The organism is Hydrogenophaga sp. L310, from assembly GCF_055703065.1.
Genome location: NZ_JBVPZA010000003.1, coordinates 96451 through 110821, shown reverse-complemented (window position 1 = coordinate 110821; position 14371 = coordinate 96451). Strand labels below are relative to the sequence as shown.

At 67.1% G+C, this 14371-nt stretch carries 12 protein-coding genes; all 12 read right to left on the bottom strand.

Annotation, left to right across the window (positions count from 1 at the left end; genetic code table 11):
• Positions 1-3: 3 nt before the first annotated feature.
• Complete coding sequence (locus tag AC0GNO_RS07190; RefSeq protein WP_472903514.1) at positions 4-984, bottom strand: D-alanine--D-alanine ligase; 981 nt, start codon at positions 982-984, stop codon at positions 4-6.
• Entirely contained in the window at positions 981-2390 is a 1410-nt protein-coding gene (murC, locus tag AC0GNO_RS07185; RefSeq protein WP_472888686.1) for a UDP-N-acetylmuramate--L-alanine ligase, read from the bottom strand. The genes AC0GNO_RS07190 and murC overlap by 4 nt, the downstream gene beginning before the upstream one ends.
• Positions 2387-3466 (bottom strand): undecaprenyldiphospho-muramoylpentapeptide beta-N-acetylglucosaminyltransferase, encoded by a 1080-nt coding sequence (gene murG, locus AC0GNO_RS07180; protein ID WP_472888687.1) that lies wholly within the window; start codon positions 3464-3466, stop codon positions 2387-2389. Before murG ends, murC begins: the two co-directional genes overlap by 4 nt.
• An 85-nt stretch (positions 3467-3551) precedes the next feature.
• Positions 3552-4808 (bottom strand): putative lipid II flippase FtsW, encoded by a 1257-nt coding sequence (ftsW, locus tag AC0GNO_RS07175; RefSeq protein ID WP_472903715.1) that lies wholly within the window; start codon positions 4806-4808, stop codon positions 3552-3554.
• Positions 4809-4837: 29 nt separating this feature from the next.
• On the bottom strand, positions 4838-6679 hold the full coding sequence (gene murD / locus AC0GNO_RS07170; protein ID WP_472903513.1) for a UDP-N-acetylmuramoyl-L-alanine--D-glutamate ligase: 1842 nt from the start codon (positions 6677-6679) through the stop codon (positions 4838-4840).
• Positions 6676-7854, bottom strand: coding sequence for a phospho-N-acetylmuramoyl-pentapeptide-transferase (gene mraY / locus AC0GNO_RS07165; protein WP_472888689.1), 1179 nt, complete (start codon positions 7852-7854; stop codon positions 6676-6678). Before mraY ends, murD begins: the two co-directional genes overlap by 4 nt.
• Positions 7844-9280 (bottom strand): UDP-N-acetylmuramoyl-tripeptide--D-alanyl-D-alanine ligase, encoded by a 1437-nt coding sequence (locus tag AC0GNO_RS07160; protein ID WP_472903512.1) that lies wholly within the window; start codon positions 9278-9280, stop codon positions 7844-7846. Before AC0GNO_RS07160 ends, mraY begins: the two co-directional genes overlap by 11 nt.
• On the bottom strand, positions 9277-10821 hold the full coding sequence (locus AC0GNO_RS07155; RefSeq protein WP_472903511.1) for a UDP-N-acetylmuramoyl-L-alanyl-D-glutamate--2,6-diaminopimelate ligase: 1545 nt from the start codon (positions 10819-10821) through the stop codon (positions 9277-9279). The genes AC0GNO_RS07160 and AC0GNO_RS07155 overlap by 4 nt, the downstream gene beginning before the upstream one ends.
• A complete protein-coding gene (locus AC0GNO_RS07150) occupies positions 10821-12566 on the bottom strand; it encodes a peptidoglycan D,D-transpeptidase FtsI family protein (RefSeq protein ID WP_472903510.1) in 1746 nt (581 codons plus the stop codon). The genes AC0GNO_RS07155 and AC0GNO_RS07150 overlap by 1 nt, the downstream gene beginning before the upstream one ends.
• Positions 12563-12865 carry a cell division protein FtsL gene (ftsL, locus tag AC0GNO_RS07145; protein WP_472903509.1) on the bottom strand — a complete coding sequence of 101 codons (303 nt, stop codon included), beginning with the start codon at positions 12863-12865 and terminating at the stop codon, positions 12563-12565. Before ftsL ends, AC0GNO_RS07150 begins: the two co-directional genes overlap by 4 nt.
• Entirely contained in the window at positions 12862-13788 is a 927-nt protein-coding gene (rsmH, locus tag AC0GNO_RS07140; RefSeq protein WP_472903508.1) for a 16S rRNA (cytosine(1402)-N(4))-methyltransferase RsmH, read from the bottom strand. The genes ftsL and rsmH overlap by 4 nt, the downstream gene beginning before the upstream one ends.
• A gap of 6 nt (positions 13789-13794) precedes the next feature.
• Complete coding sequence (gene mraZ / locus AC0GNO_RS07135) at positions 13795-14220, bottom strand: division/cell wall cluster transcriptional repressor MraZ (protein WP_472903714.1); 426 nt, start codon at positions 14218-14220, stop codon at positions 13795-13797.
• Positions 14221-14371 lie beyond the last annotated feature (151 nt).

The following is a 14371-nucleotide window of genomic DNA, read 5'->3' as shown; positions in this document are numbered from 1 at the left end:
CTTTCAGCCTGGTCCTTGTGCCGGGTTGTCCAGCGAGGCACCGGCCAGCACGCTCAGGCAAAGGTCTTCGTAGGACAGCCCGGTGGCGCGCGCCGACATCGGCACCAGCGAATGCCCGGTCATGCCCGGCGAGGTGTTGATCTCCAGCAGGTACGGCTTGCGGGTGGCGGCGTCGATCATCACGTCGGCGCGTGCCCAGCCACGGCAGTCCAGCGTGAGATAAGCCTTGAGCACCAGCGCCTGGATGGCAGCCTCTTCGCCTTCGGGCAGACCGGCGGGCACGAGGTATTTCGTGTCGTCGGTGAAGTACTTGTGCTGGTAGTCGTAGTTGCCGTCGGGCGCCACGATGCGGATCACCGGCAGCGCGCGGGCTGTCGAGCCCGTGCCCAGCACCGGGCAGGTGACCTCGTCGCCGGCGATGAACTGTTCGCACATCACCATCGGGTCCTGGCTCGAAGCCAGCGCGTAGGCGGTCTCGCATGCTTCGAGCGTCAGGACCTTGCTCAGGCCGATGGTGGACCCCTCACGCACCGGCTTCACGATCATCGGCGAGCCCAGGGCCGCAAAGGCGGCGCGGGTTTCTTCGGCGCTGTGCACCTGGCGCCAGGCCGGGGTGGACAGGCCTTCGGCCAGCCAGATGCGCTTGGTCATGAGCTTGTCCATGGCCACCGCCGACGCCATCACGCCGGGGCCGGTGTAGGGAATGCCCAGCAGCTCCAGCGCGCCCTGCACGGTGCCGTCTTCGCCGAAGCGGCCATGCAGCGCGATGAAGCAGCGCGCGAAACCTTCACGCTTCAAGTCACCCAGATCGCGCTCGGCCGGATCAAAAGCATGGGCGTCCACCCCTTTGGAGCGCAACGCGGCCAGCACGCCCGTGCCCGACATGAGCGACACCTCGCGCTCGGCCGATCGCCCCCCCATGAGCACGGCCACCTGGCCCAGTGCCTTGACGTCGATGTTCACGGTCTTCACCCCTGCGTTCATGTCCTGTCCTTCTGCGCCAGCTCAACCACCTGCCCGGCCACCGCTCCAATGGAACCCGCGCCCATGCAGAGCACCACGTCGCCATCGCGCGCGTTGTCCAGGATGGCCTGCGGCATGGCGCCGATGTCGTCCACAAACACCGGCTCCAGCTTGCCTGCCACGCGCAGCGCGCGCGCCAGCGAACGGCCATCGGCCGCGACAATGGGGGCCTCGCCGGCGGCGTACACCTCCGCCAGCAACACGGCGTCGGCGTTGCCGATCACCTTCACGAAATCTTCAAAACAGTCGCGTGTGCGGCTGAAACGGTGCGGCTGGAAGGCCAGCACCAGACGGCGGTCCGGAAAAGCGCCGCGCGCAGCCGACAACGTGGCCGCCATTTCCACCGGGTGGTGGCCGTAGTCGTCGACGATGGTTGCCTGGCCACCCGATGGCAGGGCCGCTTCGCCGTAGCGCTGGAAACGCCGGCCCACGCCCTTGAATTCGGCCAGCGCCTGCTGCACGGCAGCATCGGGCACGCCCAGCTCCAACGCGATACCGATGGCGGCCAGCGCGTTGAGCACGTTGTGCTCCCCTGGCAGGTTGAGCACCACGTCCAGGTCGGGCATCTGGGTGCCGTTCTTGCGCTGTACCGTGAAGTGCATCTGGCCGCCAGCGGCCCGCACGTTCACCGCACGCAGCTGGGCGTCTTCCGAGAAACCGTACCCCGTGATGGGGCGTGCGATCTGCGGCAGGATCTCGCGGATCGACGGATCGTCCACGCACACCACGGCGGTACCGTAGAACGGCATCTTGTGCAGGAACTCCACGAAGGCAGCCTTGAGGCGCCCGAAGTCGTGGCCGTAGGTGTCCATGTGGTCGGCGTCGATGTTGGTGACGACCGACAACACCGGCAGCAGGTTCAGGAACGAAGCATCCGACTCGTCGGCTTCGACCACGATGTACTCGCCGGAGCCGAGCTGGGCGTTGGCACCCGCGCTGTTGAGGCGGCCTCCGATCACGAAGGTCGGGTCCAGGTTCGCCGCGGCCAGCACGCTGGCGACCAGGCTGGTCGTGGTGGTCTTGCCGTGTGTGCCGGCAATCGCCACGCCTTTTTTCATGCGCATCAGCTCGGCCAGCATCACGGCGCGCGGCACCACCGGCACCAGCTTGGCGTGCGCGGCGACCACCTCGGGGTTGTCCTCCTTCACCGCAGTGGAGGTGACGATGGCGTCGGCGCCTTCGATGTACTTCGCATCGTGACCGGCAAACACCTCGGCCCCCATGGACACGAGGCGCCGCGTGGCGGCGTTCTCGCTCAGGTCGCTGCCGGAGATGCGGTAGCCCTGGTTGAGCAGCACTTCGGCGATGCCGCTCATGCCGCTGCCGCCGATACCGACAAAGTGGATGTGGCGAATCGCGTGTTTCATGCCGGTTTCACCTTCGCGAGTTGCTCGCAGGCGGACACCACGGCCGCCACGGCGTTTGTCTTTTCCATCTGCTTGGCCTTGCCGGCCATCTCCATCAATTGTTCGCGCTGCAGGGTCTGCAGCTTCTGCGCCAGCGAGGCGGGCGTGAGTTCGGTCTGTGGCACCAGCCAGGCGCCGCCGCTGTCGCACAGGAAGCGTGCGTTGCTGGTCTGGTGGTCGTCCACCGCATGGGGGAAGGGCACGAACAGTGCCGCCGCGCCCACGGCAGCGATCTCGGTGACGGTGCTCGCACCGGCCCGGCAGACGATCAGGTCGGCATCGGCAAAGGCCTGCGCCGTGTCGTCGATGAAGGGCGTGAGTTCGGCCAGCACACCGGCGGCCGTGTAGTTGGCGCGCAAGGCTTCGATCTGTTTCTCGCCGCTCTGGTGAGTCACCTGCGGGCGCTGCGCCGAGGGGATCAATGCCAGCGCGAGCGGCACGGTGTCGTTGAGCGCCTTGGCACCCAGGCTGCCGCCCACCACCAGCAGGCGCAAGGGGCCGCTGCGACCGGCGAAGCGCACTTCGGGCGCCGGCTGGCGCAGGAACCCGGCGCGCAGCGGGTTGCCCACCCACTCGGCCTTCTTGAACACGCCGGGGAAGGCGGTGAACACACGGTCGGCGATGCCGGCCAGCACCTTGTTGGCCATGCCGGCCACCGAGTTCTGCTCGTGCAGCACCAGCGGCTTGCCGAGCAAGGTGCCCATCATGCCGCCGGGGAAGGTGATGTAGCCGCCCAGGCCAACCAGCACGTCGGGCTTGACGCGGCGCACCACCTGCAACGCCTGCCAGAAGGCGCGCAACAGGCGCAGCGGCAGCAGGAACAGCGTTTTCAGGCCCTTGCCGCGCACACCGCCGAAGTCGATCAGCTCCAGCGGGAAACCGCGCGGCGGCACCAGGCGGCTCTCCATGCTGCCGGGCGCGCCCAGCCAGTGCACACGCCAGCCGCGCTCTCGCAGGGCCTCGGCCACCGCCAGACCCGGGAAGATGTGGCCACCGGTGCCGCCGGCCATGATCAGGGCGCAAGGCGTCTTGCTCATGACCGCCCACCTTTCATGAGCGATGCGTTCCGCATCTGCAGGCGCTGCGCGCCGGCCTGGCGATTTTGATGAAACCGCTTGCTGCTCATGACCGCCCACCTTTCATGAGCTGGCGGTTTTCATAATCCACCCGCAGCACGATCGCGAGTGCGACCAGCTCCAGCAGGATGGCCGAACCCCCGTAGCTCATCAGGGGCAAGGTCAGGCCCTTGGTGGGCAAGGCACCCAGGTTCACGCCAATGTTGATGAAGGTCTGAAAGCCCATCCACACACCCACACCCTGCGCCACCAGACCGGCAAACACCTGGTCGAGCGCAATGGCCTGGCGGCCGATGTGCATGATGCGGCGCGTGAGCCAGAGGAACAGGGTGATCACGATCAACACCCCCACCAGCCCGAATTCCTCGCCGATCACCGCGAGCAGGAAGTCGGTATGGGCCTCGGGCAGCCAGTGCAGTTTTTCGACACTGCCTCCCAGGCCGACGCCAAAGATCTCGCCGCGTCCAAAGGCGATCAGCGAGTGCGAGAGCTGGTAACCCTTGCCCAGCGCGTGTTCGGCGCTCCAGGGATCGAGGTAGGCAAAAATGCGCGCCCGCCGCCATTCGCTGGCCATGACCATGAGCGCAAAGGCACCCACCACCACCAGGGCGATCAGGAAAAACATGCGGGCGTTGACACCACCCAGGAACAGGATGCCCATGGCGATGACCACGATCACCATGAAGGCGCCCATGTCGGGTTCAGCCAGCAACAACATGCCCACCACAGCGAGGGCCACGGCCATCGGCGCCACGGCGCGGAAGAAGCGCTCCTTCACTTCCATCTTGCGCACCATGTAGTCGGCCGCGTAGAGCAGCACAGCGAGCTTGCCCAGCTCCGAGGGCTGGAAGTTCATGATGCCCAGCGAGATCCAGCGCCGGGCGCCGTTCACACCTTTGCCAATGCCGGGAATCAACACCAGCACCAGCAACAGCAACGCCCCCGCAAACAGCCAGGGCGCGAGCTTTTCCCAGGTGCGCAACGGAAACTGGAACGCCATCAGCGCGGCCACGAGGCCGATGATGATGGAGATGCCGTGGCGCACCACAAAATGCGTGTGCGCGTAGTTGGCGAAGCGCGGGTTGTCGGGCAAGGCGATCGAGGCCGAGTACACCATCACCAGACCCCAGGCCATCAGCGCCACGACGACCCAGAGCAGCGGCTGATCGAACCCGAGTTCACGAACCTGGCCCTGGCGCATGCCCGCGTAGGTGCGGTTGGACAGTCGCACCGGCAAGCCGTCACCGCCGGCCGGGCCGAGGCCCACCAGGCGCGGCAGCAGCCCGCCCAGCGCGGCGCGCAGGCTGTTCAGGGGGGCGCTCAGGCGGTTGCTCACAGCCCACCCTCCAGTTCCACGCCCTGTTCATGCGCCAACGCCGCGACCGCCTCGACGAACACCGCGGCGCGGTGCTTGTAGTCCTTGAACATGTCCAGGCTGGCGCAGGCGGGTGACAGCAGCACGGCATCGCCCGACTGCGCCTGCTGCGCCGCCAGTGCGACGGCCTCGGGCAGGCTGCTGGCGTCCAGCAGAGGGATGCCGGCTTCCTCGGCGGCGTGCGCCACCTGGGCGCGGATGGCGGCCGCGTCGCGGCCGATCAGCAGCACGGCGCGTGCGTGGCGGGCCAGGGGCTGGTCCAGGGGCGTGAAATCCTGGCCCTTGCCGTCACCCCCCAGGATCACGACCAGGCGCCGGTCAGCGCCCAGGCCGTTGATGGCGGCCAGCGTGGCGCCCACGTTGGTGCCCTTGCTGTCGTCGAAGTACTCGACCCCGTTGATGATGGCCACCGGCTCCACACGGTGCGGCTCGCCGCGGTACTCGCGCAGACCGTGCAGCATCGGGCCCAGCGGCGCGCCGCTGGAGGTGGCCAGCGCGAGCGCGGCCAGCGCGTTGGCCGCGTTGTGGCGGCCGCGGATGCGCAGGGCGTCCACCGGCATCAGGCGCTGGAAGTAGATCTCATCGTCTTCGTCCGCCGCACGGCCCCGTTTGCGGGTTTCGTCCAGTGCGAGCGCGCGCACGAGCCAGGTCATGCCGTTGACCGATTCGATGCCCCAGTCGCCCGCGCGCGTGGGCGTCTCCAGACCAAAGGTGGCATAAGGCCGGGCCGGCTGCTGCCGGTTGCGGCCACCGATCTTGACCGTCACGTTGCCCGGCTTCATGGCCATGACCTGGGCGTCATCGCGGTTCAGCAGCATCAGCGCCTGCGCGCCGTACACCGCGGCCTTGGCCTGCGCGTAGGCGGCCAACGACCCGTGCCAGTCCAGGTGGTCTTCGGTGATGTTGAGCACGGTGGCTGCGGTGGGCACCTGCTCCCAGGCACCCCCGGCGGTGCCGTCGAGCTGGAAGCTGGAGAGTTCCAGCACCCAGACCACGGGCAGGTGTGGGGGCGGCGGGAGCTCAATGGGTGGCGGCACCAGCATCAACGGCGCGTCATCGTCTTCGACCGAAGCGAGCAAGGGTTCTTCTGCGTCAGCGGGCAACAATTCGTCCTGGGTTTCCAGGACGGGCCGGACGCCATCGTCGACGGACGCAGGCTCAGAAACATCCCCGGCAGGCGACAGTGCCAATGGTTCGGCGGCGGGCTGTGCGTTCAGCTTGTCCTGCTCGGCCTGTTGTGCCGCTTCGGCTTCCGCCTGTTCGGCGGCCTCGGCCTGCGCTTCGGCGTCCAGCGCCGCTGCCAGCACGTCCAGCAGCGCCGGGCCGATGTTGCCGGCCACGGCGACATTCCATCCGCATCGCTGCAGCAACAGACCGGTGAGCGAAGTCACCGTCGTTTTTCCATTGGTACCGGTGATGGCCAGCACCTGGGGCTTGTAGGGCTGGTCCTTGCGCGCCGACAGGTCCTGCAGCGCCTGCGCAAACAGGTCGAGCTCGCCGACGAATGCGGCACCGTGCTGCTGCGCCCAGGCGCGTGCCGGCGCCAGCTGTTCGGGCGGCAGGCCGGGGCTGCGCGCGATCACGTTCCAGGGCTGGCTGGCCAGCAGGCTGTCATCAAAAGGGCCGGCGACAAAAGCCGCCTGCGGGCACTCGGCGCGCAGCGCGGCCAGCGAAGGCGGGTTCTCGCGCGTGTCGGCCACCGTCACCACCGCCCCGTGGCGCACGCACCAGCGCGCCATCGCCAGGCCGGAGATGCCCAGGCCCAGGATGAGAACGTGTTGGTCTTTGAGCGCGTTCATCGGAGTTTCAAAGTCGACAAACCGACCAGGCACAGCAGCATGGTGATGATCCAGAAACGCACGACCACCTGCGTCTCCTTCCAGCCCTTTTTCTCGAAGTGGTGGTGCAGCGGTGCCATCTGGAACAGGCGGCGGCCCTGGCCGAAGCGGCGCTTGGTGTATTTGAAGTAGCTCACCTGCAGCATCACCGACAGCGCCTCCACCACGAAGATGCCTCCCATGATCGCGAGCACGATTTCCTGGCGCACGATGACGGCGATGGTGCCCAGCGCGCCACCCAGCGCGAGCGCGCCCACGTCGCCCATGAAGACCTGCGCGGGGTGGGTGTTGAACCACAGGAAGGCCAGACCGGCACCGGCCATGGCGGCGCAGAAAATCAGCAGTTCGCCAGCCCCGGGAATGTGCGGCAACAGCAGGTAGCGCGAGAACACGGCGCTGCCGGTCACGTAGGCGAACACGCCGAGCGCCGATCCCACCATCACCACCGGCATGATCGCCAGGCCGTCGAGCCCGTCGGTGAGGTTCACCGCATTGCTCGACCCCACGATCACCAGGTAGGTCATGACCACAAAGCCGAACACACCCAGCGGGTAAGCCACTTCCTTGAAGAAGGGCACCATCAGGCCGGCACGCGGCGGCAGTTCGAGTGTGAAGCCCGAGGCGACCCAGTTGAAGAACAGCTGCAGCACGCGCAGGTTGCTGGTCTCGGCCACGCTGAAGGCCAGGTAGAACGCGGCCACCAGACCGATCACCGACTGCCAGAAATACTTCTCGCGCGAGCGCATGCCCTCGGGGTCCTTGTTGACCACCTTGCGCCAGTCGTCCACCCAGCCGATGGCGCCGAAACCCAGCGTCACCAGCAGCACGATCCAGGTGAAGCGGTTGGACCAGTCGAACCACAGCAGCGTGGACAGGGCGATCGCAAACAGGATCAGCACACCACCCATGGTGGGCGTGCCGCCCTTGCTGATGTGGCTCTGCATCGCGTATTCGCGGATTGGCTGACCGATCTTGAGTGCAGCGAGACGGCGGATGAAAAACGGACCCGCCACCAGACCGACGATGAGCGCGGTGAGCGCGGCCATCACGGCGCGGAAGGTCAGGTACTGAAAGACCCGCAGGAACCCGAATTCGGGTCCGAGACTCTGCAGCCATTGGGTCAGGCTAAGCAGCATGGGTGGAATCCTTTTGTTCTTGTGGCGCGGGCGCGGTCAGGGCCAACAGGCCCTGCACCACGCGCTCCATGCGCATGAATCGAGAGCCCTTCACCAGCACGCTGCGCACCGCGGGTGCCTGCGGCGACGCCACCACGGCGGCCACATGGGCAGTGAGCGCCGGCACGTCGGTCCAGTGCATGGGAACGGGCTCGCCGGCGGCGTTCAGGGCGGCAACAGCCTGCTGCATCCAGTCGCCCGCGCAATGCACGGCCTCGATGCCGCTGGCCTGCGCCAGGCGCAACACCTCCAGATGAAAGGCGAGCCCCTGCTCACCCACCTCGCCCATGTCGCCCAGCACCAGCAGGCGCGGGCCGGGCAGTTCGGCCAGCACCTGGATGGCCGCGACCACGGAATCGGGGTTGGCGTTGTAGGTGTCGTCGATCAGGGTGACATGGCGGTCCGGCAGCGCCAGCGAGAGCGCGCGCGAGCGGCCTCCCACGGGTTCGAACGCATCCAGCCCGCGCCCGATGTCGGCGAGCGACACACCCGCTGCCAGCGCACAGGCCGCCGCCGCCAGCGCATTGCGCACGTTGTGCCGGCCGGCGATGCGCAGGCGGCAAGCCTGCGCGCCCGACGGCGTGGTGAAGCGCAAGGCCCAGGCACCGTCCAACCAGTCGGCGCTGAGCGCTCGCACATCGGCGGCCGCATCGCTGTCGCTGAAGGTCAGCACGCGCTGCCCCGCGGCCAGTTCGCGCCAGACCCAGGTGTATTCGTCGTCGCTGGGGAAGACGGCCACACCGCCGCTGCGCAGGGCCGTGATCACCTGCCCGTTTTCGCGCGCCACGGCTTCGACCGTGCCCATGAATTCCTGGTGTTCGCGCTGGGCGTTGTTCACCAGCGCCACCGTGGGCTGGGTCAACGCGGCCAGGTAGGCAATTTCGCCCGGGTGGTTCATGCCCAGTTCGATCACCGCCAGCCGGTGCGTCTCGCGCAGGCGCAGCAGCGTGAGCGGCACGCCAATGTCGTTGTTCAGGTTGCCCTGCGTGGCGTGGGCAGCGTCGCCGGCCGCGGCGCGCAGGATGGCCGCGACCATCTGCGTCACGGTGGTCTTGCCGTTGCTGCCGGTCACGGCGATCAACGGCAGGCTGAACTGCTCGCGCCACAGGCGGGCCAGCTCGCCCAGCGCCAGGCGCGTGTCGGGCACTTCCACGCCGGGCAGGCCGGCAGTCGCCAGACCGCTGTGCGCGATGGCGGCCACGGCACCGGCCGCGCTCGCCTGCGGCAGGAAGTGATGCGCATCGAAGCGCTCACCCTTGAGGGCCACAAACAGGTCACCCGGCTGCAGGCTGCGGGTGTCGGTGTGAACGCGCTGGATGGCCGCATCGGACGCTCCCACGGCACGGGCGCCACCGAGTTGCAGCATCAGCTGGTTCAAGTTTTTCATGCGGAAGCTCCCGGCGCTGCGGCGCGCTGCGCGAGCGCCTCGCGCGCCTGCACCAGATCAGAGAAAGGCTTTTTCACACCCATCACGTCCTGATAGTCCTCGTGGCCCTTGCCCGCGATCAGCACCACATCGCCGGCAGCGGCGCGCCGCACAGCCAGCGTGATGGCGGCGGCCCGGTCGGCTTCGAGCAGCGCTTTGGCGGGATCGGACAGTCCGGCCACCATCTGTTTCAGGATGACCAGCGGGTCTTCGGTGCGGGGGTTGTCGCTGGTCAACACCACGTGTTGCGCCTCGCGCTCGGCCACGGCGGCCATGAGCGGGCGCTTGCCGGCATCGCGGTCGCCGCCGCAACCCGCCACCGCCCAGAGGGCACCGCCGCGCTGCTGCGCCAGCGGCTGCAACGCCTGTAAGGCTTTTTCCAGCGCATCCGGCGTGTGGGCGTAGTCCACCAGCACCAGCGGCTGGCCCGCTGCGGCCGCCACCTGCTCCATGCGGCCAGGCACCGGCGTGAGCGCATCGCAGGCACGCACCGCATCGGCCAGCGACACACCGAGCGCGCGGGCCGAGGCCAGCACACCCAGCAGGTTGGACACGTTGTACCGGCCGACCAGCGGCAGACTCAACCCGTGGGACTCGATCTCACCACCCGCCGCGTTGCGCTCCCCCACGGTCAAGCGCATGCCGTGGTCGGTGAAGCCGATGTCACGGGCGAAAACCCGCGGAGTGCTTGACACGCCCACGGCCTCGATGCCCACCGTCCAGAGGTCCAGGCCCCTGCCCCGCAGCAAGGACGCCAGCGAGGCGCCCTGTGGATCGTCCATGTTCAGCACCGCATGGGCCAGGCCCGGCCAGTCGAACAGGGCGGCCTTGGCGGCCCAGTAGTCGGCCATGCTGCCGTGGAAGTCCAGGTGGTCCTGCGTGAAATTGGTGAAGACCGCGACGCGGATCTGGGTGGCGTTGAGGCGGCCCTCGATCAGGCCGATGGACGAGGCTTCGATGGCGCAGGCTTTCAGTCCCGCGTCCACCATGCCCCGCAGGCGCGCCTGCAGCAGCACCGGGTCGGGAGTGGTCAGACCGGTCGGCACCAGGGCATGGCCCTCGTCGCCCGCCAGCGGCGGCTGGCCAATGCCCAGGGTGCCCACCACCGCACAGGGCCGGCCCACGGCCGACAGCAACTGGGCCATCCACCAGGCGCTGGAGGTCTTGCCGTTGGTGCCGGTGAATGCCACCACGTCGAGCCCTGCGCTGGGCTCGGCATAAAACGCACTCGCGATCGGACCGGCCAGGGACTTGAGCCCGGGCACGGCAGCCACACGTTCATCGTCGAAATCGAAGACTTCCACGCCGTCGCGCTCGACCAGCACCGCGGCCGCGCCCGCCTGCAGCGCACCCGCCACGTAGCGGCGCCCGTCCGTGGCGGCTCCGGGCCAGGCCACAAAACCATCGCCCGGCTGCACAACGCGGCTGTCGCATTGCAGATGACCACGCACGCGCTCGCGCAACCAACCGGCCACGGCCTGGGGATGCTGGATCGTCTGCATCAGAACGACTCCTCCACGATCTCGGTCACGATCTGTGGCATCACGTTCATGTCGGGCTGCACACCAAGAATCCGCAGCGTCTGCTGTACGGTTTCGCTGAAAACCGGCGCAGCCACCAGACCGCCGAAGTACTGCCCATTGCTCGGCTCGTCCACCATCACCGCCACCACGATGCGCGGGGCTTCCACCGGCGCCAGGCCGACAAAGAAGCTGCGGTACTTCCTGGCCGCATAGCCCTTGCCTTCCTGCTTGTGGGCGGTGCCGGTCTTGCCTCCCACCGAATAGCCCATGGTCTGCGCCTTCGTGGCCGTGCCGCCGGGACTGGTGGCCATGCCCAGCATCTTGCGCACCGCGATCGCGTTCTTCTCGCTGAAGACGCGCACCCCGGTTGCCGGCATCTCGGCCCTGAGCAGCGTGACCGGGATCAACTCACCGTCGCGCGCGAAGATGGTGTAGGACTGCGCCAGCTGGAACAGCGAGGTGGAGAGCCCGTAGCCGTAGCTCATGGTCGCCTGCTCGATCGGACGCCAGGTCTTGTAAGGGCGCAGGCGCCCACTCACTGCGCCAGGGAATGGCACCTGCGGCTTCTGGCCAAAACCTGCCTGGGCAAAGATTTCCCACATCTCGCGTGGATGCATCTGCATGGCCATCTTGACCGTGCCCACGTTGCTCGATTTCTGGATGATTTCATTGACCGTCAGGATGCCATGCGGGTGGGAATCGCCAATGCTGGAGCCACCGATCATGATGCGGCCCGGTGCGGTCTGTATCTGCGTCTCCGGCCTGACCAGCCCCTTGTCGAGCGCCAACGCCGCGATGAAAGGCTTCATCGTGGAGCCGGGCTCGAAACTGTCGGTCAGCACACGGTTTCGCAGCTGTTCGCCGCTGAGCTTGCCCCGTCGGTTGGGGTCGTAGCTCGGGTAGTTGGCCAGCGCCAGCACCTCGCCCGTCTGGGTGTCCAGCACCACCACGCTGCCGGCCTTGGCCTTGTGCGAGAGCACCGCGTCACGCAGCTTCTGGTAAGCGAAATACTGCACCTTGCTGTCAATGGAGAGCTGCAGGTCCGGGCCGTCCACCGGCGGCACGACATCGCGCACGTCCTCGACCACGCGGCCCAGGCGGTCCTTGATCACCCGGCGCGAACCGTTGCGGCCCGACAGCTGCTTGTTGAAGGCCAGCTCCACGCCCTCCTGCCCCCGATCTTCCACGTTGGTGAAGCCCACCACGTGCGCCGCGGCCTCGCCTTCGGGGTACTGGCGCTTGTATTCGCGGGTCTGGTAGATGCCCTTGATGCCCAGCGCGGCGATTTCCTTGGCAACCGGCTCGTCCACCTGGCGCTGAACCCAGACAAAGGTCTTGTCCTCGTTGGCCAGCTTTTTCTTCAGCTCGGACAGGGGCTGGCCCAGCAACCGGGCCAGCGTCCGGAGCTTCGGATCGGCCTTGTCCACGTCTTCGGGAATGGCCCAGAGGCTTTGCGCCACGACGCTGGTCGCCAGGATCAGGCCGTTGCGATCCAGCACGCGACCGCGGTTGGCCGGCAGTTCCAGGGTGCGAGCAAACCGCACCTCGCCCTGGCGCTGGAAAAAGTCGTTGCCAAACACCTGCACATACGCCGCGCGAGCACCCAGGCCGGCAAACGCCAGCGCCAGCGCAGCGACGATGAACTTGCTGCGCCAGACCGGCGTCTTGCTCGCCAGCAAAGGGCTGGCGCTGTAGTTGATGCTGCGGCTGCCGCGCGGGCTCATGGCCGGCCCTCCCCGGCGACCGCTGCCGCTGGTGCAGCGTGCACCGTCACATACTCCGTGATGCCGGGATTGACCGGCCGCATCTTCAGCTGCCGTGTGGCGATCTGCTGCACACGCGCCGACGTGGCCTGCGCCTGCTTCTGCACACGCAGCTGTTCGTGGTCGGCTTCGAGCCGGCGCGACTGCGACTGGGCCCGGTCCACCGCGGTGTAGAGCCGGCGAAACTCATACTGGGTGTGCACGAGATAGAAGGCGCTCACCATCACCGCGGCCAGCAGCATCAGGTTCAGGCGGATCATGCCGGTGCCTCCGTGCGTTCGGCCACGCGCATCACGGCGCTGCGCGAACGCGGGTTGCCCTGCACTTCGGCGGCCGAGGGCATCACGCGGCGCACCTGGACCAGCTGCATCTCGGCCGGTTCGGCGAAGGGCACGCGGCGGTCCACCACGGCGCGCGAATGCCGCGCCATGAACTGCTTGACCATGCGGTCTTCCAGCGAATGGAAGCTGATCACCACCAGTTGACCTCCGGGACGCAGGACATGCAGGCTGGCCTCTAGCGCTTGTTGCAGCTCTTCAAGCTCGGCGTTGATGAAAATCCGAAAAGCCTGAAATGTGCGCGTTGCAGGGTCCTTGCCCGGCTCGCGGGTTTTGACCGCGCCAGCCACGACTTCGGCCAGCTCGCGGGTGGTTCGAATAGGGCCCCGTTCCTGTCGGCGACGATCAATCGCCTTTGCAACCTGTTGAGCAAACCGTTCTTCGCCATATTCACGTACCACCTCCGCGAGGGTGGAGACTTCGGCCGTTTCCAGCCACTGCGCCACGCTCTGGCCGCGCGTGGTGTCCATGCGCATGTCCAGAGGTCCATCGTGACGAAAAGAAAAACCCCTTTCGGGGTCGTCGATCTGGGGTGAACTCACGCCCAGATCCATCAGCACCCCATCCGCCGTGCTGGCCCCCAGTTCGCCCAGATGGCAGAAACCCTGGTGCCGGATGGAAAAGCGGCCATCGCTGGCCGCCAGTTCCTGCGCAGCCGCCACGGCCTGCGGGTCCTTGTCGAACGCCGTGAGGCGTCCGCTCGCTGACAGCTTCTCCAGGATCAGGCGCGAGTGCCCACCGCGTCCGAAGGTGGCGTCGACATAATGCCCGTCCGGCTGGATGCCCAAGGCGTCGACAGCCTCGTGCAGCAGAACCGTCTGGTGTTGCCATGCGTCTTGAACCATGGGGCCTCAGAACGAGAAATCCTTGAGAACATCGGGCATCTCGGCCTGCATCGCTTCAGCTTCCTTGGCCGCGTAGGTCGGGGCATCCCACAGCTCCAGATAAGAGCCCATGCCCAGCAACACGGCGTCCTTGGCAATGCCGGCGGCGGCACGCAGTTCGGGCGACACCAGCACACGGCCCGACGCATCCATCTCCACATCCATGGCATTACCGAGGAAAATGCGCCGCCACCATTGCGCATCCATGGGCAGAGCGGCGATGCGGGAACGGAACTTTTCCCACTCGTCGCGAGGGAATACCATCAGGCAGCCGTGTGGGTGTTTGGTGATCGTGAGTTGACCGGCGGCCGCGCTCAGGGCGTCACGGTGCCGGGTCGGCATGGAGAGCCGACCCTTGGCATCGAGACTGAGAGAGGAAGCACCCTGGAACACCGTGATCAGCCCTTGGAAAACACTTTTCACCACTTAATTGCACTTTTTTCCACTTTATCAGGAAATCCGTCGCATGCAAGCCGGTGGCCAGATATTTTTTCCAATGAAATCAACCACTTAGGACACATTTTGAAGCAACTTCTTGCTTAAA